Source organism: Streptomyces sp. NPDC104313 (assembly GCF_055583985.1).
Window position 1 is genome coordinate 1 of sequence record NZ_JBVJMW010000017.1, and the last position, 19,311, is coordinate 19,311.

15 protein-coding genes are annotated in these 19,311 nt (G+C 72.8%); 11 read left to right on the top strand and 4 right to left on the bottom strand.

Going from position 1 to position 19,311, the window contains the following annotated elements; genetic code table 11:
- The first annotated feature begins 324 nt into the window (after positions 1 to 324).
- On the top strand, positions 325 to 1,125 hold the full coding sequence (locus tag ACZ60Q_RS30275; protein ID WP_469640879.1) for a tetratricopeptide repeat protein: 801 nt from the start codon (positions 325 to 327) through the stop codon (positions 1,123 to 1,125).
- Positions 1,126 to 1,203: 78 nt separating this feature from the next.
- Here the strand turns inward: ACZ60Q_RS30275 and ACZ60Q_RS30280 are convergent, their stop codons facing one another.
- Positions 1,204 to 2,484 (bottom strand): DUF1015 family protein, encoded by a 1,281-nt coding sequence (locus ACZ60Q_RS30280; protein ID WP_469640756.1) that lies wholly within the window; start codon positions 2,482 to 2,484, stop codon positions 1,204 to 1,206.
- Positions 2,485 to 2,554: 70 nt separating this feature from the next.
- Here ACZ60Q_RS30280 and ACZ60Q_RS30285 point away from each other — a divergent pair, with 70 nt between their 5' ends.
- Together ACZ60Q_RS30285 and ACZ60Q_RS30290 are read left to right on the top strand one after the other, a co-directional pair.
- Positions 2,555 to 3,586, top strand: a complete 1,032-nt coding sequence (locus ACZ60Q_RS30285; RefSeq protein WP_469640757.1) for an HAD-IIA family hydrolase — start codon at positions 2,555 to 2,557, stop codon at positions 3,584 to 3,586.
- A 212-nt stretch (positions 3,587 to 3,798) separates the two neighbouring features.
- A complete protein-coding gene (locus tag ACZ60Q_RS30290; RefSeq protein ID WP_469640758.1) occupies positions 3,799 to 4,626 on the top strand; it encodes an ABC transporter ATP-binding protein in 828 nt (275 codons plus the stop codon).
- A gap of 19 nt (positions 4,627 to 4,645) precedes the next feature.
- Here ACZ60Q_RS30290 and ACZ60Q_RS30295 read toward each other — a convergent pair whose 3' ends face one another.
- Positions 4,646 to 4,993: an SCP2 sterol-binding domain-containing protein gene (locus tag ACZ60Q_RS30295; RefSeq protein ID WP_469640759.1), complete on the bottom strand. Its 348-nt coding sequence runs from the start codon at positions 4,991 to 4,993 to the stop codon at positions 4,646 to 4,648.
- Between the two features lie 42 nt (positions 4,994 to 5,035).
- On the opposite strand from ACZ60Q_RS30295, the gene ACZ60Q_RS30300 reads away from it, so the two are divergent.
- From ACZ60Q_RS30300 to ACZ60Q_RS30320, 5 genes are all read left to right on the top strand, one after another.
- On the top strand, positions 5,036 to 5,431 hold the full coding sequence (locus tag ACZ60Q_RS30300) for a hypothetical protein (protein WP_469640760.1): 396 nt from the start codon (positions 5,036 to 5,038) through the stop codon (positions 5,429 to 5,431).
- 7 nt (positions 5,432 to 5,438) lie between these two features.
- Positions 5,439 to 6,254 (top strand): TlyA family RNA methyltransferase, encoded by an 816-nt coding sequence (locus ACZ60Q_RS30305; RefSeq protein ID WP_469640761.1) that lies wholly within the window; start codon positions 5,439 to 5,441, stop codon positions 6,252 to 6,254.
- Complete coding sequence (locus ACZ60Q_RS30310) at positions 6,251 to 7,156, top strand: NAD kinase (protein ID WP_469640762.1); 906 nt, start codon at positions 6,251 to 6,253, stop codon at positions 7,154 to 7,156. Before ACZ60Q_RS30305 ends, ACZ60Q_RS30310 begins: the two co-directional genes overlap by 4 nt.
- A gap of 94 nt (positions 7,157 to 7,250) precedes the next feature.
- Positions 7,251 to 8,993, top strand: a complete 1,743-nt coding sequence (gene recN, locus ACZ60Q_RS30315) for a DNA repair protein RecN (protein WP_469640763.1) — start codon at positions 7,251 to 7,253, stop codon at positions 8,991 to 8,993.
- A 239-nt stretch (positions 8,994 to 9,232) separates the two neighbouring features.
- Entirely contained in the window at positions 9,233 to 10,330 is a 1,098-nt protein-coding gene (locus tag ACZ60Q_RS30320) for a glycosyltransferase family 4 protein (protein WP_469640764.1), read from the top strand.
- 24 nt (positions 10,331 to 10,354) lie between these two features.
- Here ACZ60Q_RS30320 and ACZ60Q_RS30325 read toward each other — a convergent pair whose 3' ends face one another.
- The gene (locus ACZ60Q_RS30325; protein WP_469640765.1) at positions 10,355 to 11,980 is read right to left on the bottom strand and encodes a PucR family transcriptional regulator; all 1,626 of its coding nucleotides are present in this window, start codon (positions 11,978 to 11,980) and stop codon (positions 10,355 to 10,357) included.
- A 299-nt stretch (positions 11,981 to 12,279) separates the two neighbouring features.
- Positions 12,280 to 14,106: a glycoside hydrolase family 15 protein gene (locus ACZ60Q_RS30330; RefSeq protein WP_469640766.1), complete on the bottom strand. Its 1,827-nt coding sequence runs from the start codon at positions 14,104 to 14,106 to the stop codon at positions 12,280 to 12,282.
- A 419-nt stretch (positions 14,107 to 14,525) separates the two neighbouring features.
- Here ACZ60Q_RS30330 and ACZ60Q_RS30335 point away from each other — a divergent pair, with 419 nt between their 5' ends.
- The 3 genes from ACZ60Q_RS30335 (at position 14,526) to ACZ60Q_RS30345 (ending at position 19,284) form a co-directional block, all read left to right on the top strand.
- Positions 14,526 to 16,193, top strand: a complete 1,668-nt coding sequence (locus ACZ60Q_RS30335) for a CTP synthase (RefSeq protein ID WP_469640767.1) — start codon at positions 14,526 to 14,528, stop codon at positions 16,191 to 16,193.
- Positions 16,194 to 16,281: 88 nt separating this feature from the next.
- Entirely contained in the window at positions 16,282 to 16,908 is a 627-nt protein-coding gene (locus tag ACZ60Q_RS30340; protein ID WP_469640768.1) for an NUDIX domain-containing protein, read from the top strand.
- A 243-nt stretch (positions 16,909 to 17,151) separates the two neighbouring features.
- Positions 17,152 to 19,284: a tetratricopeptide repeat protein gene (locus ACZ60Q_RS30345; protein WP_469640769.1), complete on the top strand. Its 2,133-nt coding sequence runs from the start codon at positions 17,152 to 17,154 to the stop codon at positions 19,282 to 19,284.
- Positions 19,285 to 19,311: the final 27 nt, after the last annotated feature.

A 19,311-nucleotide genomic window follows, 5' to 3' on the forward strand; every position in this document is an offset into this window, starting at 1 on the left:
GGTCGTCCCAGCGGTGGCTTCGAGCGGCGTGACGACCGCCCGCGTGGTCCCCGTCGTGACGACGACCGGCCCTCCGGCGGTGGCTTCCGCCGTGACGACAACCGTGGCGGTGACTCCGGTGGTGGCTTCCGTCGTGATGACAACCGTGGCGGCGACCGTGATCGTGGTGGGTACCGGGGTGGTCAGCGCGACGACCGGGACCGCGGCGGCTTCCGGGGGCGTGATGACCGGGACCGGGACCGTGACCGTGAACCGATCAAGCGGCTCCCCATTCCGGACGACGTCACGGGCGACGAGATTGACAAGGACGTACGCCAGGAGCTCATGAGCCTGCCGAAGACTCTTGCCGAGGACGTCGCGCGCAACCTGGTCATGGTGGCCCGGCTGATCGACGAGGACCCCGAGGAGGCCTACGCGTACGCCCGTATCGCCCTTCGGCTCGCGTCCCGTGTCGCGGCTGTGCGTGAGGCGGCCGGGTTCGCGGCGTACGCGACGCAGAAGTACGCCGAGGCGCTCGCCGAGTTCCGGGCGGCCCGCCGGATGACCGGGTCCGTGGACCTGTGGCCCGTCATGGCGGACTGCGAACGTGGACTCGGGCGTCCCGAACGGGCGATGGCGATGGCCGGTGAGCCCGAGGTGCAGAAGCTGGACAAGGCCGGACAGGTCGAGATGCGGCTGGTGGCCGCCGGGGCACGTCGTGACATGGGCCAGATCGACGCCGCCATCGTGACGCTCCAGAGCCCCGAGCTCGCGTCCAACTCCGTGCAGCCGTGGACGCCGCGTCTTCGCTACGCGTACGCGGACGCCCTGCTGGAGGCGGGGCGCGAGGACGAGGCACGGGAGTGGTTCGGGAAGGCGCTCGAGGCCGACAAGGACGGTTCCACCGATGCGTCGGACCGGCTCGCCGCGCTCGACGGCGTGGAGTTCGTCGATGTCCTCGGTGAGGACGAGACGGCCGGGGCGCACCTGGGCGACGAGGTCGCGCCTCGTGCCGAGGACGCGCGCGAAGGCCGCGACGACGAGGGCGACGTGCGTGATGACGCCGACCTCGATGACGGGCAGGACGAGGGCGACGAAGCGGACGACGACCAGGGTGGGTCTGCGGACGGTTCGGTCAGGGCTTAGCAGCTGATGAAGAGGGGCGGCACTCCGGTCGGAGTGCCGCCCCTCTTCGCGTTCCGCGCCGGTCTGACGGTCTGCGGATCAGTCGAGCGCGAGGCTCCGCATGACCAGGCCCGTGGCCGGCTTCGGGCCGAACGACGTTGACTTGCGGGGCATGGTGACGCCCTGCCGGGCCAGGTCCCGGACCACCTCTTCGCGTACGGGATGCATCAGGACCGCTGTGGCGTCGAGGCGTTCCGCCTGCTCGACGGCTGCCGCGGTGTCGTGGATGTAGCCGATGTGCTCCGGCGCGTCGGGGATCCGCCACACGTCGTCGAGCAGCGCGGAGTGCAGGACCGTCGCGTCCAGGGTGCGCCACGCTTCGGGGCGGTCCGCCCGGACGGTGCGGGCCAGCAGGGCCGGGTCGGGGCGGTCCACCAGATGGAAGCCGCCGTCGCCGGCGAGGAGGAACGCGTTGCCCCCGGCCGCCGCTTCGGCCAGCGCGTCGAGGGCCCGGGGAAGTGGCCCCCCGACCGGCCGGGTGCGGAAGAGGCCGGTCAGCGCCTTCAGGGCCCGGGAGACCGGCAGCCCGCGCAGCAGCCGGTGGATGGCGCGGACCTGGAGCGGGTGGCGGGCCGTGTCGACGAGGAGGACGAGGCCTTGGTCCCACGGGCCGGGCGCGGTCTGTTCCCGCTGGAGCCGGAGATAGGTGGCCCAGCGGTGGTGGCCGTCCGCGATGAGCGCCTGGTACCGGGCGAGGTCCGACGCGATCTCGCTCCGTTCGGCCGGGTCCGTCACGGCCCAGAGCCGGTGCCGGAAGCCGTCCTCCGTCGTGGTGGCGAGCAGCGGTTCCCGTAGGACCGTGCGCTCGATCACCGCTGCCGCCCCGGCCGGCGTGCCCGTCTTGCCGCGGTACGTCAGCAGCAGCGGCTCCAGATGGGCCCCTGTCGTCCGCATCAGTTCCGCGCGGTCCGCGACGACGTCGTCCATGACGTCCTCGTGGGGCAGCACGATGCCCTCGGCGGCGGGGGAGAGGGCCAGGGTGCCGATCAGGCCCCGCTGGAGGATTTCGTCGTTCCGTTGCTCGTAGACGTACAGCACCGGGTCCGGGTCCGGTGCGATGACGCCCTCGGCCAGCCAGCGGTCGAGTGTGGCGGCTGCCTGCCGGTGCCGGTCCCGGGCCGTGTCGGCCTGGGGGAGGATGAGGCGCACGATGTTGTGCGGATCCGCGGACTCCAGTTGGTGCAGCCCGTCGGGCCGGACGACCACGTCGTACGGGGGCGAGGTCACGGCGGCAAGGCTGCCGACCCGCTCGGGGACGTAACGCAATCCGCGGAACGGGGAAAGCCGCAGCCCCTGACCGACGGGACCTGAAGTGTTCATCAGGGCATCGTATGTGTGCAGTGCGTATACGCGATGATCGGGGCGGAAGCGTGGAAGAGGAGCGAGCCAAATGAGCCATCAGCAGGACAGGTCCCGGCCATCGGGGAGCAGTACGGCGCTGAGCGAGGCGTACGACACGGCTCTCCTCGACCTTGACGGGGTCGTGTACGCGGGCGGGGAAGCCATCGGCCACGCCGCGGAATCGCTGGCCGAGGCGCGGTCCGGGGGCATGCACCTCGCCTACGTCACCAACAACGCGCTGCGGACCCCGGACGCGGTGGCGGAGCATCTGACGGAGCTCGGGGTGCCCGCCGAACCCGCCGACGTGATCACCTCCGCCCAGGCCGTCGCCCGGCTGGCCGCCGGTCAACTGGTGCCCGGAGCAAGGGTGCTGGTGATCGGTGGCGAGGGGCTGCGGGTCGCGCTGCGCGAGCGGGGGCTGGTGCCGGTGGAGTCGGCGGACGACGACCCGGCGGCGGTGGTCCAGGGCTACGGCGGGCCGGACATGGCGTGGGGGCGGTTCGCCGAGGCGAGTTACGCGATCCGGCGCGGGCTGCCGTGGTTCGCGTCCAACACGGACCTGACCATCCCGAGCGCCCGGGGTATCGCGCCCGGCAACGGGGCCGCGGTCGAGGTCGTGCGGATCGCCACCGGGGCCGAGCCGCAGGTCGCCGGGAAGCCGTTGCCGCCGATGCACCGCGAGACCGTGCTGCGGACCGGGGCGAAGCGGCCGATCGTCGTCGGCGACCGGCTGGACACGGACATCGAGGGCGCGTTCAACGGGGGAGTGGACTCGCTGCTGGTCCTGACCGGGGTGACCGACGCGGCCCAGCTCCTCGCCGCCCCGCCGCGTCACCGCCCGACCTATGTGGACCGGGACCTGCGGGGGCTGCTGACCGGGCAGCCCGAGGTGACGCCGGCCGGTGAGGCGCACCGGTGCGGCGGCTGGACGGCCGCCGTGCGCGGGAACGAGCTGGTGCTGGAGGGCGAGGGCGAGGCGCTCGACGGCCTGCGGGCACTCTGCGCGGCGGCCTGGACCTTCGCCGGTCCGGGTGTGTGCGGGATGGGGACGGGAAAGGTCCTCGCCGGGCTCGGGCTCTGAACCGGTCCCCGGAGCGGCCCGACGGGCCGACCGTCGACGCCGCCCGACACCCTTGGCACGCGAAGGGCACGCGAAGGTCTTGGGAGTGGGGGCGGCGGGCCGGAACCAGTGGCGTGAAGAGGAGGGTAGGTTAACCTAACTTGGCGCTGCTCGGTGGTCTGCCCGTGCCCCGTGCCGTGCCGCTCCACCTCACCGACTCCGGGAGTACGATCATGCAGCGCCTCACCGCGGAATCGGTGACCCTCGGTTACGACCAGCGGGTCATCGCCGAGAACCTCTCGGTGGAGATTCCCGACAACTCCTTCACCGTGATCGTCGGTCCCAACGCCTGCGGCAAGTCGACCCTGCTGCGCGCCCTCGCCCGGATGCTGAAGCCGAGCCGGGGGCAGGTGCTGCTGGACGGGCAGACCATCCATCAGCTGCCGGCGAAGAAGGTCGCCCGGACGCTGGGGCTGCTGCCGCAGTCCTCCATAGCCCCCGACGGGATCACCGTCGCCGACCTCGTCGCGCGAGGCCGGTACCCCCACCAGGGGCTGTTGCGGCAGTGGTCTCCGGAGGACGAGCGGGTCGTCGACGAGTCCATGGATTCCACCGGTGTCGCCGAGCTGGCCGATCGCTATGTCGACGAACTGTCCGGTGGACAGCGCCAGCGGGTCTGGATCGCCATGGCGCTGGCCCAGCAGACGCCGCTGCTGCTGCTCGACGAGCCGACGACATACCTCGACATCCAGCACCAGATCGAGGTCCTCGACCTGTGCGCGGAGCTGCACGAGACGCAGGGCCGCACGCTGGTCGCGGTGCTCCACGACCTGAACCACGCCGCGCGGTACGCCACGCATCTCATCGCGATGCGGGACGGGGACATCGTCGCGGAGGGACCGCCCTCGGAAGTGGTCGACGCGGCGCTGGTGGAGCGGGTGTTCGGGATGCGGTGCCAGGTGATCGACGATCCGGAGACCGGTACACCGCTGGTCGTGCCGGCCGCCCGTAAGGCTCGGAAGGTCGCCGCGGCCCAGGGCCTCAAGTCCGGACGGGCTTGACCTCCCCGGGCTTGAAGCACTACAGCAGTGATCTCAGTTTCAGCAGGTCGCGGAAGCCCGCCTCCAGGCGTACGCGGCCCGATCCCCACGCCTTCGCGAAGTTCAGGTCGCCGTCCACCAGCGCCACCAGGTCGTCGCCCGTCATCGCGAGCCTGATCTCGGCCTTCTCCCGGGGTGGCCCCTCGACCGTGTCCCGCACCTGGATCCGTCCATCGGTCAGTCGGCCGGTGAACGTGATGTCGAGGTCCTTGATGTGGCAGCTCAGCGAGCGGTCGAGGGCGGCTGCGCCGCGCTCGTCGCCCTCGGTGGCCGCGAGGTTGTCGGAAAGTCGTCTCAGTGCGCTGCGGCACTCACCCATGGTCGCCATCGTGCTCGACGGTACACCGGCCCGTCGATGTAGCGTTTCGGCATGAGCGACTGGACGCCGGATGCGGGGACACCGCCCGTGAGCACGCCCGACGAGCCGGACGCGCAGGCGCCCGGAGCCGGGGGGCCGGTCCTCGGCGGGCCCTCCTTCGAGCCCGCCGAGCCCGCGCCCCTGGAGGTCGTGCGCACCCCCACCGGCCACGCCGCGGTGGATGAGCGGCTGGAGCGGCTGGCTGATGCGGACCACCTCCCGGCGGACGGGCACATCGAGGTGTACGAGGATGTACACCGTGGGCTGCGGTCGGAGCTGACCTCGCTGGACGCCCGTCCGGCCGCCGTACCGGGTCCCGCGGCCACGCCTTCGCCCCGACCGCACGACACGCAGCACGACACGCGTCACCACCCGCAGCACGACACGCATCATGACAACAGGAGCTGAACCGAACGTGGCAGGAGTGGCACGTCGCCGCCTCGACGCCGAGCTGGTACGCCGCAAGCTCGCCCGCTCGCGCGAGCACGCGAGCCAGCTGATCGCCGCGGGGCGCGTCACCGTCGGCCGCACCACCGCGACCAAACCCGCCACCCAGGTCGAGACGGCCGCCGCGATCGTCGTCACCGAGGACGACGGCGATCCGGACTACGTCTCGCGCGGGGGCCACAAGCTGGCCGGGGCGCTCGCCGCCTTCGTGCCGCTCGGGCTGACCGTTCAGGGGCGGCGGGCGCTGGACGCCGGGGCGTCGACCGGCGGGTTCACCGACGTGCTGCTGCGGGCCGGGGCCCGGCAGGTCGTCGCCGTCGACGTCGGCTACGGGCAGCTCGCCTGGTCGTTGCAGTCCGATGAACGGGTCGTCGTCAAGGACCGTACCAACGTGCGGGAGTTGACCTTGGAGTTGATCGACGGTGAGGCGGTCGACCTGGTGGTGGGGGATCTGTCCTTCATCCCGCTGGGTCTCGTACTGCCCGCCCTCGCCCGGTGCGCCGGGCCCGACGCCGACCTGGTCCTCATGGTCAAGCCGCAGTTCGAGGTGGGCAAGGAGCGGCTCGGCAGCGGCGGAGTGGTGCGGAGCCCGGAGCTGCGCGCCGAAGCCGTACGAGAAGTGGCGAGGCGGGCGTGGGGGCTCGGCCTCGGTGTACGGGGGGTGACGGCCAGTCCGCTGCCCGGCCCGTCGGGGAACGTCGAGTACTTTCTGTGGCTGCGGGCCGGTGCACCCGAGCTGGATCCCGCGGATGTCGACCGTGCAGTGGCGGAGGGGCCTCGTTGACGACGAATGCGGCACGAACAGTCTTCCTATTGGCGCACACCGGCCGTCCGGCCGCGATCCGCAGCGCGGAGCTCGTGGTGCAGGGCCTGCTGCGCAACGGGCTCGGCGTACGGGTCTCGGCGGCCGAGGCGGCCGATCTGCCGCTGCCGGACACCGTGGAGACGGTCACCGACACCAGCCCCTTGGCCGTGGACGGCTGCGAGCTGCTGATCGTCCTCGGCGGTGACGGCACCCTGTTGCGCGGCGCGGAGTTCTCCCGCGCCTCCGGGGTGCCGATGCTCGGCGTCAACCTCGGACGCGTCGGCTTCCTCGCCGAGGCCGAGCGCGACGACCTCGACCAGGTGGTCTCCCGGGTCGTCACCCGCGACTACGAGGTCGAGGAGCGCATGACACTCGATGTCCTCGTGCACAGCGACGGAGACGTCGTGCACACCGACTGGGCGCTCAACGAGGCGGCCGTGCAGAAGGTGTCGCCCGAGCGGATGCTCGAAGTGGTTCTGGAGATCGACGGCCGTCCGGTCACCGGGTTCGGCTGCGACGGGATCGTCTGCGCGACGCCGACGGGTTCGACCGCGTACGCCTTCTCGGCGGGCGGGCCGGTTGTGTGGCCCGAGGTCGAGGCGCTGCTGATGGTCCCGATCAGCGCCCACGCGCTGTTCGCCAAGCCGCTGGTGACCTCGCCCACGTCCGTGCTCGCGGTCGAGGTCCAGCCGCACACCCCGCACGGGGTGCTGTGGTGCGACGGGCGGCGGACCGTCGAGCTGCCCGCCGGCGCGCGGGTCGAGGTGCGGCGCGGTGCGGTGCCCGTACGGCTGGCGCGGCTGCACCAGGCCTCGTTCACCGACCGGCTGGTGGCGAAGTTCGCGCTGCCCGTCTCGGGCTGGCGGGGCGCGCCCCACTGACCGTTCGACGGCGCACCACGGCCCCCGCGACCCTCGGGAGAGTGAATCCGGGAGCGGGGGCCGTCGCGCGTCCGGTCCGGGACCTCGTAAGGTCATGTCCGTGTTGGAGGAGATGCGGATACGGTCGCTCGGAGTCATCGACGACGCGGTGGTGGAGCTGTCACCCGGTTTCACCGCGGTCACGGGTGAGACCGGCGCGGGCAAGACCATGGTCGTCACGAGCCTGGGGCTGCTGCTCGGCGGGCGCGCGGACCCCGCCCTCGTACGGGTCGGGGCCAAGGCCGCGGTCGTCGAGGGCAGGATCACGGTGTCCGAGGGCGACGCGGCGGCGCTGCGGGCCGAGGAGGCCGGGGCGGAACTCGACGACGGCGCGCTGCTCATCAGCCGTACGGTTTCGGCGGAAGGACGCTCGCGGGCCCATCTCGGCGGCAGATCCGTGCCGGTGGGGGTCCTGACCGAGCTGGCGGACGAACTCGTCGCCGTGCACGGCCAGACCGACCAGCAGGGCCTGCTCAAGCCCGCGCGGCAGCGGGGGGCGCTCGACCGGTACGCCGGGGACGGTGTGGCGGTCCCGCACGCCGAGTACACGGCGGCCTACCGGCGGCTGCGGAAGGTCTCCGCGACCTTGGAGGAGCTGACCACCCGGGCTCGGGAACGGGCCCAGGAGGCGGATCTGCTGCGTTTCGGTCTGAACGAGGTCGCGGCTGTCGAGCCGTTGCCGGGCGAGGACGTCGAGCTGGCCGCCGAGGCGGAGCGGCTCGGGCACGCCGAGGCCCTCGCCTCCGCCGCGTCCCTCGCGCACACCGCGCTGGCGGGGAACCCGGAGGATCCGGAGAGCGTCGACGCGACGACGGTCGTCGCCGCCGCGGGGCAGTCCCTGGACGGGGTCCGGGCCCATGACCCGGCGCTGGCCGCGCTGGCCGACCGGATCGGGGAGATCTCCATCCTGATCGCCGACGTCTCCGGCGAGCTGGCCGGGTACGCCGACCAGCTGGAGGCCGACCCGCTGCGGCTGGCCGCCGTGGAGGAGCGCCGAGCCGCGCTCACCACCCTGACCCGGAAGTACGGCAGGGACATCACGGCTGTGCTCGCCTGGGCCCAGGAGGGCGCCGGACGGCTCACCGAGCTGGAGGGCGACGACGAGCGCATCGGCGAGCTGACCGTCGAGCGTGATGGGCTGCGGACCGAACTCTCCGTGTTCGGACAGGCGTTGACCGATGCGCGTACGGAGGCGGCCGCCCGGTTCGCCGAGGCGGTGACGGGCGAGCTGGCCTCGCTCGCCATGCCGCACGCCCGGGTCTCCTTCGCCATTCGGCAGACCGAGGCGGCGGACGGGGCGTCCGGCATCGATATCGACGGGCGGAGTGTCCTCTACGGTTCTTCGGGTGCCGACGAGGTGGAACTGCTGCTCGCCCCGCACCCCGGTGCCCAGCCCCGGCCGATCGCCAAGGGCGCGTCGGGAGGTGAGCTGTCCCGGGTGATGCTCGCGGTCGAGGTCGTCTTCGCGGGCTCCGACCCCGTACCGACGTATCTCTTCGACGAGGTCGACGCGGGTGTCGGAGGCAAGGCGGCCGTCGAGGTCGGCCGGCGGCTCGCCAAGCTCGCCCGGTCCGCGCAGGTGGTGGTCGTGACCCATCTGCCGCAGGTGGCGGCCTTCGCCGACCGGCAGTTGCTGGTCGAGAAGACCGTGGACGGCTCGGTGACCCGTAGCGGCGTCACCGTCCTGGAGGGCGAGGACCGGGTCCGGGAGCTGTCCCGGATGCTGGCGGGCCAGGAGGACTCCGAGACCGCCCGCGCCCACGCCGAGGAGCTGTTGGCGACGGCCCGCGCCGAATAGCGGCTCGTGAGGGCCGGTACGCGTACGGGCGGGGGGATTCCTCCCGCCCGTAGGTGGATCCGCCGGGCGGATGGCGACAACCTTGCGCCTCAATATTCACCCTTGAGAGTGGCGCGGCGTGGTCGGTTGTCGCCATGAGTGCCGCAGCAACGTTACGGCGGTCCCGGAACGTGCGTACGGGCTGGCATCCTTGGCGCTGTACTTTCCGCCGACTCCGGAGCCCCGGGGAGCCAATCAACGTGTCACAACTGCGTACGGTCCAAGTCCTGGGCGGCGGCAGTGCGGGCAGCAGCGCGCACGTCGGTTCGCTGGCCGCCGGGCTGGTGGCGCGTGGGGTGCGGGTGACCGTCTGCGCCCCGTCCGCGGTGGACCGCGCCCACGACTTCGCGGCGACCGGGGCCCGCTTCCTTACGGTGCCCCGGCGCAGCGACCCGGCCGCCGTCGCCGCGCTGCGGGCCGCCTGCGCGGGGGCGGACGTCGTCCACGCCCATGGACTCCACGCGGCCGCCCGCACCGCCCTCGCGCTGAGCGGTCGGGCCGTCCCCCTGGTGATGACCTGGCACACGCGGCGGTACGCGGAAGGCGCCCGCCGTCAGATCCTGCACCTGCTGGAACGGCGCGCCGCACGGGCGGCGGCCGTGGTCCTCGCCCCTTCGTCCGATCTGGTGGACCGGGCCCGTGAGCGGGGCGCCCGCGACGCCCGGCTCGCCCCCGTCGCCGTCCCGCCCACGCGCCCGCCCGGCGCCGGGGGCGAGGGTAAGGTGCGGGCCGAACTGGGGGCGGTGGAACGGCCGTTGCTGATGGCCGCCGGCAGTCTCGTGCCCCAACACGGCTTCGGCGTCCTGCTGGACGCGGCCCGCTTCTGGCGGTGTCTGGACCCCGTGCCGCTGCTCGTCATCGCGGGGGAGGGGCGCGACCGGGACACTCTGCGACGGCGGATCAGGGACGAGGAGTTGCCTGTCACCCTCATGGATCGCCGGGACAGCGTGGGAGAGCTGCTCGCCGCCGCCGATCTGGCCCTGCTGCCGAGCAGGTGGGAGGGCCGCTCCCTGCTGGCGCAGGAGGCGCTGCGGGCCGGGGTGCCGCTCGTCGCCACCGCGGTCGGCGGAGTGCCGGAGCTGGTTGGCGGGGCAGCCGAACTGGTGCCCTACGGCAACGCCGAGGCCCTCGCCCGTACGGTCGTGAGGCTGCTCGGGGACCCGGCGGAGTGCGCCCGGCTCGCCGAGGCCGGACGGGTGCAGGCGGCGGGCTGGCCCACCGAGGACGACACGATCGCCCATGTGCTCAGCGTCTACGACGAGTTGGCGCAGCCGCTGTCGGCGGGGCGGGTGCGCTGAAGAGGAGGGCTCCAGGGCCTGCTCTCAGGTCGTGTGGCGGCGGGCCCGCAGCGCCAGGCTCAGCGCCAGCACCGTCTGCGGGTCATCCAGGTCCGTGCCCAGCAGCTCGCCGATCCGGGCCAGGCGGTTGTAGAGCGTCTGGCGGTTGAGGTGCAGCTCGCGGGCGGTCTCCGCCTTGCGGCCCGCGTGCGCCAGATACGCCTGGAGCGTCGGGAGCAGCGGCGGGCGCGAGGTGCGGTCGTGCTCGCGCAGCGGACCGATCGCCCGGTTCACGAATGCCGCCAGGTCCGGATGGTCCCTCAGCCGCCACAGCAGCAGCTCGATGTCGAGGCGCCGGGCGTCGTACCAGGGCCGGTCGTCCAGGCCCTGCGCGGCCGTCGCCGTCTCCGACGCGTGCCGCAGCCCCGCGCCCGCCGCGGCCCAGCCGCCCGGGACGCCGGCCACGACCACCGGCGGCCGCGATCCGGCGCGGTCGAGGCCCGCCCGCTCCACCCCTGCCCGCAGCGCCGCCGCCACCCGGTCCGCGACTGCGGTGCGCTCGCCCTCCGAACGCAGCCCGACCAGCAGCGGAACCCGTCCCTCCACGGGCCGTACGCCGAGCAGCACCGGGACCCCGACCGAGGCCAGCTCCTCCAGGACCGCCCGGGCCAGCACCGCCCAGTTGCCCGACGGGGACAGCTCGGGGGCCAGCCGCATCACCACCGGGAGCAGGGGGGTGTCGCCGGGCCGGAAGCCGAGCACCCGGGCCTGGGAGGGGGCGTCCTCCGGGGCGATCCGGCCCTCCGCGAGGTCGGTGAGGAAGTCGCCCCGGCCCCGGGCCGCCAGCTCCTCCTCCTGCCGGGCCTGCATCAGCACGACGGCGAGGAGGCCCGCCGCGCGCTCCGCCGCCATCCGGTGCACGGTCACCAGCGGCCCGGCCACCGCGAGCAGCACCAGCCGGGCCCGTACGGCACCGGTCTCGGGCCCGCCGCCGGGCACGTCCACCAGCACCGCACCGGCCGGTGGGCTCTCCCGGGCCGCCCGGTCGCCGCGCATGCCCTCCCAGATCTGGAGCGGGTCCGCGCCCACCGGGCCGGTGCCGGTGGACGCCGCGTACAGGAGCCGGCCGTCGGGTGTCTCCAGGAAGACCGGGTTGGCGGTGAAGTCGGCGAGGATTCCGAGGACCTGCGGCACCCCGCCGCCGTCGAGCAGCGCCCGGGTGGCGCGCCGGTGCACCTCCTCCGCCTGCTGGAGCAGCGCGTAGTGCCCGTTGACGATCTCGGTGTGCACCTCCTCGGTCACCGCGACGAACGGCACTTCTCGGTGCAGCTGGACCAGCGGGAGCCCGGCCGCGCGGGCGGCGTCCACGATGGAGGCGGGAAGCCGGCCGAAGCGCGGGCCGAGCTCCACCACCAGGGCCGCGATGCCCCGGTCCGCCAGACGGCGGACGAAGGCGCGCTGTTCGGCGGGGCGGGCACCCAGGCCCAGGCCGGTGGTCAGGAGCAGCTCGCCGCCCTTGAGGAGGGAGGCGATGTTCGGGACCTCTCCCGCGTGCACCCAGCGCACCGTACGGTTCAGCCGGTCGGCGCCGGCCACCACCTCCGGGAGCCCGGCGCGCAGCCCCGGCAGCTCCAGCGCCCGCCGCACGGTGATTCCGCTGTGGCTCTCCACGTACCGGCCCGCTTCCCTTGTGCCCGGCCCGTCGATCGGGCGGTCGTCCTGTTCAGGACGCTACCGCCCGGGGCTCGGGGCGCGCACCGCAGGGGAGGAGCGCGGGCGTGCCGTCGTACCGGGCCGGGCCGGTCAGGGCTTTGTCAGCGGACGCGCGGATCTGTGGGAGCGGCACCACGGCCGCCTTGTCATCGGCTCGGGGCATCGCCCGCCGGCGGCCGGACCGCTCACCGCCCCCGAGAACGCGCGGTGGTCGCCCCGAAGAGCCCGGGGCGACCACCATAGGGACGAACCGCTGCTCAGCCGACGTACGCGCCGCTCGCCGTCAGCCGCAGAGCCGTGTCGATCAGCGGGACGTGGCTGAACGCCTGCGGGAAGTTCCCCACCTGGCGCTGGAGATGGGAGTCCCACTCCTCGGCCAGCAGACCCAGGTCGTTGCGGAGCGCCAGCAACTTCTCGAACAGCTGGCGTGCCTCGTCGACCCGGCCGATCATCGCGAGGTCGTCGGCCATCCAGAACGAGCAGGCCAGGAACGCGCCCTCGTCGCCCGCCAGACCGTCGACGCCCGCGTTCTCGCCCTCCGTCGGGTAGCGCAGGATGAAGCCGTCCTCCGTGGACAGCTCCCGCTGGATCGCCTCGATCGTGCCGATGACCCGTTTGTCGTCCGGGGGCAGGAAGCCCATCTGCGGGATGAGCAGCAGGGAGGCGTCCAGCTCCTTCGACCCGTAGGACTGGGTGAAGGTGTTGCGCTCCTTGTCGTAGCCGCGCTCGCAGACATCCCGGTGGATGTCGTCGCGGAGCCGGCGCCACCGCTCCAGTGGACCTTCGACCTCCCCGGACTCGATCAGCTTGATCGTCCGGTCGACCGCGACCCACGCCATCACCTTCGAGTGCACGAAGTGCCGACGCGGCCCGCGCACCTCCCAGATGCCCTCGTCGGGCTCATACCAGTGCTTCTCCAGATACTCGATCAGCTTGAGCTGGAGGCCCATGGCGTAGTCGTTGCGGGTCAGCCCCGTCATGTGCGCCAGGTGCAGAGCCTCGGTGACCTCGCCGTACACATCGAGCTGGAGCTGGTTGGCCGCGCCGTTGCCGACCCGGACCGGGGTGGAGTTCTCGTAACCGGGCAGCCAGTCCAGCTCCGCCTCGCCGAGCTCGCGCTCGCCGGCGATGCCGTACATGATCTGGAGGTTCTCCGGGTCGCCCGCCACCGCCCGCAGCAGCCACTCGCGCCAGGCGCGGGCCTCCTCCCGGTATCCGGTGCGCAGCAGTGAGGAGAGGGTGATCGCGGCGTCCCGCAGCCAGGTGTAGCGGTAGTCCCAGTTCCGTACGCCCCCGATCTCCTCGGGCAGCGACGTGGTCGGAGCCGCGACGATGCCGCCGGTCGGCGCGTACGTGAGCGCCTTCAGAGTGATCAGGGAGCGGACGACCGCCTCCCGATAGGGTCCGTGGTACGTGCACTGATCGACCCATTCGCGCCAGAACAGCTCGGTCGCCTCCAGGGATCCCTCGGGTTCGGGGAGGGCGGGCGGCTCATGGTGCGAGGGCTGCCAGCTGATCGTGAACGCCACCCGGTCGCCCGGTCCGACGGTGAAGTCGGAGTAGGTGGTGAGGTTCCTGCCGTACGTCTCCGCCTCGGTGTCCAGCCAGACGGAGTCCGGCCCGGCGACGGCGACCGTGCGGTTGTCGACCTTGTGCACCCAGGGCGTCACCCGCCCGTAGCTGAAGCGCATCCGCAGTTCCGAGCGCATCGGCACCCGGCCGCTGACGCCCTCCACGATCCTGATGAGCTGCGGCGCGCCGTCACGCGGGGGCATGAAATCGGTCACCCGTACGGTGCCGCGCGGCGTGTCCCACTCCGATTCCAGGATGAGGGAGTCACCGCGATAGCGCCGACGGTCGGCGAAGGCTGGTTCTGTTCCTTCCGCTCTCGCGGGGCCCAGGCGCCAGAAGCCGTGTTCCTCGGTGCCCAGAAGCCCCGCGAACACGGCGTGCGAGTCGAAGCGGGGCAGACACAGCCAGTCCGCTGTGCCGTCCCGGCAGACCAGGGCAGCGGTCTGCATGTCTCCGATGAGTGCGTAATCCTCGATGCGCCCGGCCACGTGCGTCTCCAGTCGAACGGCCATGTCGCCCTGTCGAAGGGCGCTTACTGCGGGTCAAGGGGGTCGTAGGGTCTTTCACCCGGGAAGATCCGACGAGTCCTGATACCGGTGGGCGGCCTGGGTGGTGCCGCCGCCCGGCCGTCTCGGCAGCGAGTGTTTGAGCAGGATACGACGCACCACGAAGATCCGCGCGACGGTCTCAGCAACATCTCTGAGCTGATCGGGTGTGACGTGAAGTGGCTGGGGTGATGGTGTGACGCCCGTGTGCAGGGTGTGGCCGGAAGCAGCCTCCCGCCGTCGCTGTTACCCTGGTAGCCCGTGGACCGGTGGTCGTTCGCGACAGCGCACGAGGCCCCCGAACCGCAGCGACGGCGCCCCCGGAATCCCCGGTTGGGCGGCCGGTACGCACCTCAGAATCGCGACCACGGGAGCCCCCTTTGGCTATGCAGCCCACATCCACGACGACCAAGCACATCTTCGTCACCGGGGGTGTCGCCTCCTCCCTCGGCAAGGGTCTGACTGCCTCCAGCCTGGGTGCCCTGCTCAAGGCGCGAGGCCTGCGGGTCACCATGCAGAAGCTCGACCCCTACCTCAACGTCGACCCGGGCACGATGAACCCCTTCCAGCACGGTGAGGTGTTCGTCACCAACGACGGCGCCGAGACCGACCTGGACATCGGCCACTACGAGCGCTTCCTCGACGTCGACCTCGACGGCTCCGCCAACGTGACGACCGGTCAGGTCTACTCGCAGGTCATCGCCAAGGAGCGGCGCGGCGAGTATCTGGGCGACACCGTCCAGGTCATCCCGCACATCACCAACGAGATCAAGCACCGCATCCGCCGCATGGCCGCCGACGACGTGGACGTCGTCATCACGGAGGTCGGCGGCACGGTCGGCGACATCGAGTCGCTGCCGTTCCTGGAGACCGTCCGCCAGGTCCGCCACGAGGTCGGCCGGGACAACGTCTTCGTCGTCCACATCTCGCTGCTGCCGTACATCGGCCCCTCCGGCGAGCTGAAGACCAAGCCCACCCAGCACTCGGTGGCAGCCCTGCGCAACATCGGCATCCAGCCGGACGCCATCGTGCTGCGCGCCGACCGTGAGGTCCCCACCGCCATCAAGCGCAAGATCTCGCTGATGTGCGACGTCGACGAGACCGCCGTGGTGGCCTGCCCGGACGCCCGGTCGATCTACGACATCCCCAAGGTGCTGCACACCGAGGGTCTGGACGCCTACGTCGTGCGCAAGCTCGACCTGCCGTTCCGGGACGTCGACTGGACCACCTGGGACGATCTGCTGGACCGGGTCCACAACCCCGACCACGAGGTCACCGTCGCGCTGGTCGGCAAGTACATCGATCTGCCCGACGCCTATCTCTCGGTCACCGAGGCGATCCGCGCCGGCGGCTTCGCCAACAAGGCGCGGGTCAAGGTCAAGTGGGTCACCTCCGACGACTGCCGGACCGCCGCCGGCGCCGCCGAGCACCTCGGGGACGTCGACGCGATCTGCATCCCGGGCGGATTCGGCGAGCGCGGGGTCGACGGCAAGGTCGGCGCCATCCGCTACGCCCGCGAGAACAAGGTCCCGCTGCTCGGCCTGTGCCTCGGCCTCCAGTGCATCGTGATCGAGGCGGCCCGCTCGCTCGCCGGGATCCCCGACGCCAACTCCACCGAGTTCGACGCCGCCACCTCCCACCCCGTCATCTCGACGATGGAGGAGCAGCTCGCCTACGTCGAGGGCGCGGGCGACCTGGGCGGCACCATGCGGCTCGGCCTCTACCCGGCCAAGCTCGCCGAGGGCTCCCTCGTCCGCGAGGCCTACGACGGCCAGCCGTACGTGGAGGAGCGCCACCGCCACCGCTACGAGGTCAACAACAGCTACCGGGCCGAGCTGGAGAAGAAGGCCGGTCTGGTCTTCTCCGGCACCTCCCCGGACAACAAGCTGGTCGAGTACGTCGAGTACGCGCGCGAGACGCACCCCTACCTGGTCGCCACCCAGGCGCACCCGGAGCTGCGCTCCCGCCCGACCCGCCCGCACCCGCTCTTCGCGGGTCTGGTGAAGGCCGCCGTCGCGCGCCAGGTCGCCGCCGCGAAGGGCGCGGACGCGTAACACCGAGGCATTACGGTTGACCGGGGTACGGATCCTGAGCGGATCGGTACCCCGGTTTCCGTTGGTTCGTGGGAGGACGTGGACGTATATGGGTATCCAGGACAAGCCCGAGGAGTGGCAGGTCACCGCGACCGCGACCCCCTTCACCGGCAACAAGACCAGCGTCCGCACCGACCAGGTGGTGATGCCCGACGGCTCCGTCCACGGCCGTGACTACCAGGTCCACCCCGGCTCCGTCGCCGTCCTCGCGCTCGATGACGACGACCGGGTCATCGTCCTGCGCCAGTACCGCCACCCGGTACGCCACCGGCTCTGGGAGATCCCGGCCGGACTGCTCGACGTCCCCGGCGAGAACCCCCTGCACGCCGCTCAGCGCGAGCTGTACGAGGAGGCGCACGTCAAGGCCGAGGACTGGCGGGTGCTGACCGACGTCTACACCACGCCCGGCGGCTGCGACGAGGCCGTGCGCGTCTTCCTCGCCCGCGATCTCTCCGAGGCGGAGGGCGAGCGGTACGCGGTCTCCGAGGAGGAGGCCGACATGGAGCACGCCCGGGTGCCGCTGCCCGAGCTGGTCCGCTCGGTGATCGCGGGGGACGTGCACAACAACTGCCTGGTCGTCGGGGTGCTCGCGCTCTCCGCCGTACGCGCCGGCGAGGGCGTCGATTCACTGCGCCCAGCCGATGCGCCTTGGCCGGCCCGGCCTTTCGAAGCCTGACGGGCGGACGGCCTGACGGGCGGGGTGCCTGACGGGCCGTCCGCCGCCGCGCGCCGCACTCCCGTTCGGGCGATCGCGGAACCTGTTGATCGTAAAAAATGAAGAAATGCTGATCCGATCGGGGGATGTTCCCCGTGCTCCGCCCCGCTCCGCGGTGATCGTCGTCACCGCTGAACTACGCTCGAAAACGCACCCGACCGGAGTTCCGGCGGGCACCGCGTGCAGCGAAGTGGAGCGTGGCTCGTGACCGATCAGGCGGTGGACACCAGCGGCCCGGCAAAGGCCCCGGGGGCCGAGGAGCCGTCCGGCGCCGCCCCACCCCGATTCTTCGGCCGCGAACGTGAGTTGAAGGCTCTGCGGGCGGACATCGAACGCGCCGGTCTCGACACCCTGGCCGGCCGCAAGACCCCCCGCGCCCGCGTCCTGCTCATCGCGGGCCGGCCCGGCGCCGGCCGCAGCGCGCTCGCCGAGGAACTGGCCGGGGCGCTCACCGGAACCGACGCCGCCGGGGCCGCCGCGACCGCCACGGGCACACTGCCCTGGGCCGTTCCCGGCACCGGCTCCGGCGACTACCCCGACGGGGTGCTCCGGGTCGGCCTCACCGACCCCGGAGGCGGACGCGTCCCCACCGAACGCACCGCGGGCGAGATCCTCGGCCTCCTCGGGGTGGCGGTCCCGCCCGGCGCCGATCAGGACGAACTGTCCGAGATGGTCCGCGAGGCCCTCGCCGTACGCCGGCTCGTCCTGGTGCTCGACGACGCGGCCGACGCCGAACAGGTCGACCCGCTGCTCCCGGAGAACCCGGACTGCCTGGTCCTCGCCACCGCGACCGGGCCGCTGACCGGCATCCCCGACGTGCGGCCCTGCACCCTCGGCGGGCTGGAGGCGGGCGCGGCGGTGCGGCTGCTCGCCCGTGTCATCGGACAGGTCCGCATCACCGTCGACCCCCGCACCGCGGAGGCCCTGGCCGAGGAGTGCGGGGGGCAGCCCGCGGCGCTCGCCCTGATGGGCGGTCTGCTCGCCGCGCATCCCATGGCCTCGATCGCCGACGTCGCCAAGCAGTTGCACGAGCTCCCCGACCCCGGCGAGCAACTGCCCACCGGTGTCCGCCCGCTGGCCCGCGCCTTCCGGCTCGTCCACGACTCCCTGCCGCCGGCCGCCGCCCGGATACTGCGTCTGCTTGCCCTCGCCCCCGCCGGGCTCGCCGACGCCCACACGGCCTCCGCGCTGGCCGGCTGCTCGGTCTCCGCCGCCCGCTCCGCCCTCGAGGACTTCGTGAAGCTCGGGCTGCTGCGCACGGACGGCGCGGCCCACCCCCAGTACGCGGTGCCGGGCTGTCTCGCCCCGCTGCTGCGGGCCCTCCTGGAGGACCGGGACCGGCCGGCCGAGATCCAGCTCGCCCGCGCCCGGATGCTGGAGCGGACCGTGCGCCGGCTCCAGTCCTGCCGGGCGGTCACCGAGCCGGAGGGTTCCGCCGCCCGCGGCAAGCTCGCCGGCCTGCCCCGCTCGCTGCGCTTCCCGAACGCGGACGAGGCGGGCGCGTGGCTGCGGGTCCGCCAGCCCGCCCTGCTCGCCTCGGCCCGGCTCGCCGTGGCGGACGGCGAGCTCGACACCCTGGCGCGACGGCTGGTGGCCGCCCTGGTGCGGGCGCTGGCCGCGCACCGGGGCACGGAGGCGGCCGCCCCCGAGCTGTACGGGCTGCACGGTCTCGTCCTGGATGTGGCGCTCCGCCGCGAGCTGCCCCGCGAGCAGGCGGCCGCCCTGCTGAACCTCGCGGACCTGGACGCCCGCACCGGCCGCACCCGGGACGCGCTGACCCGCTACCGGGCGGCGCTGGACGCCGGAAAGGCGGCGAAGGACCTGTACGCCACCGGGCGCGCGATGGAATCCGTGGGCGGCGCCTACGAGGAGCTGGGGGACTACCACCGGGCCGCCGACTGGTACGGCCGGGCGCTCGCCCAGCGCCTGACCCAGGGGGAGCGCGCCGACGAGGCCCGGCTGTACGGGCGGCTCGGGGCGGTCCACACGTACGCCGGACGCTACGGCGAGGCGCTGCGGAACTGGCGCGCCGCCTCGGCCGGCCAACGCAGACTCGGTGATCCGGCGGCCCAGGCGCGGGCGCTGAGCGAGGCGGCCCGGGTCCAGGAGTACGCGGGTCGGCCGTACGACTCGCTCCAGACCTGCCGGGAGGCCGTCGACCTGGCCGGGCGCGCCGGTGACGTGCGGCTTCAGGCGGCGCTCCAGCTGCGGCTGGCCGACACGTTGGACCGGCTCGGGGACCCCGCGGCGGCCGGGCTGCACCGGGGTGCGGCCGACCGATTGCTGGGAGAGAAGACCCCTGCCTACGAAATCCGTAGTGCTTCGACAGAAAATTAAGGCTTTGTAAGGCTAGACAGCACGAAG

Excerpts from the sequence above, each read along its gene's own strand:
- ACZ60Q_RS30275 (WP_469640879.1), top strand. The coding sequence starts at position 325 with ATGAGCCTGCCGAAGACTCTTGCCGAGGACGTCGCGCGCAACCTGGTC.
- ACZ60Q_RS30280 (WP_469640756.1), bottom strand. The coding sequence starts at position 2,484 with ATGAACACTTCAGGTCCCGTCGGTCAGGGGCTGCGGCTTTCCCCGTTC.
- ACZ60Q_RS30285 (WP_469640757.1), top strand. The coding sequence starts at position 2,555 with ATGAGCCATCAGCAGGACAGGTCCCGGCCATCGGGGAGCAGTACGGCG.
- ACZ60Q_RS30290 (WP_469640758.1), top strand. The coding sequence starts at position 3,799 with ATGCAGCGCCTCACCGCGGAATCGGTGACCCTCGGTTACGACCAGCGG.
- ACZ60Q_RS30295 (WP_469640759.1), bottom strand. The coding sequence starts at position 4,993 with ATGGCGACCATGGGTGAGTGCCGCAGCGCACTGAGACGACTTTCCGAC.
- ACZ60Q_RS30300 (WP_469640760.1), top strand. The coding sequence starts at position 5,036 with ATGAGCGACTGGACGCCGGATGCGGGGACACCGCCCGTGAGCACGCCC.
- recN (WP_469640763.1), top strand. The coding sequence starts at position 7,251 with ATGTCCGTGTTGGAGGAGATGCGGATACGGTCGCTCGGAGTCATCGAC.
- ACZ60Q_RS30330 (WP_469640766.1), bottom strand. The coding sequence starts at position 14,106 with ATGGCCGTTCGACTGGAGACGCACGTGGCCGGGCGCATCGAGGATTAC.
- ACZ60Q_RS30335 (WP_469640767.1), top strand. The coding sequence starts at position 14,526 with ATGCAGCCCACATCCACGACGACCAAGCACATCTTCGTCACCGGGGGT.
- ACZ60Q_RS30340 (WP_469640768.1), top strand. The coding sequence starts at position 16,282 with ATGGGTATCCAGGACAAGCCCGAGGAGTGGCAGGTCACCGCGACCGCG.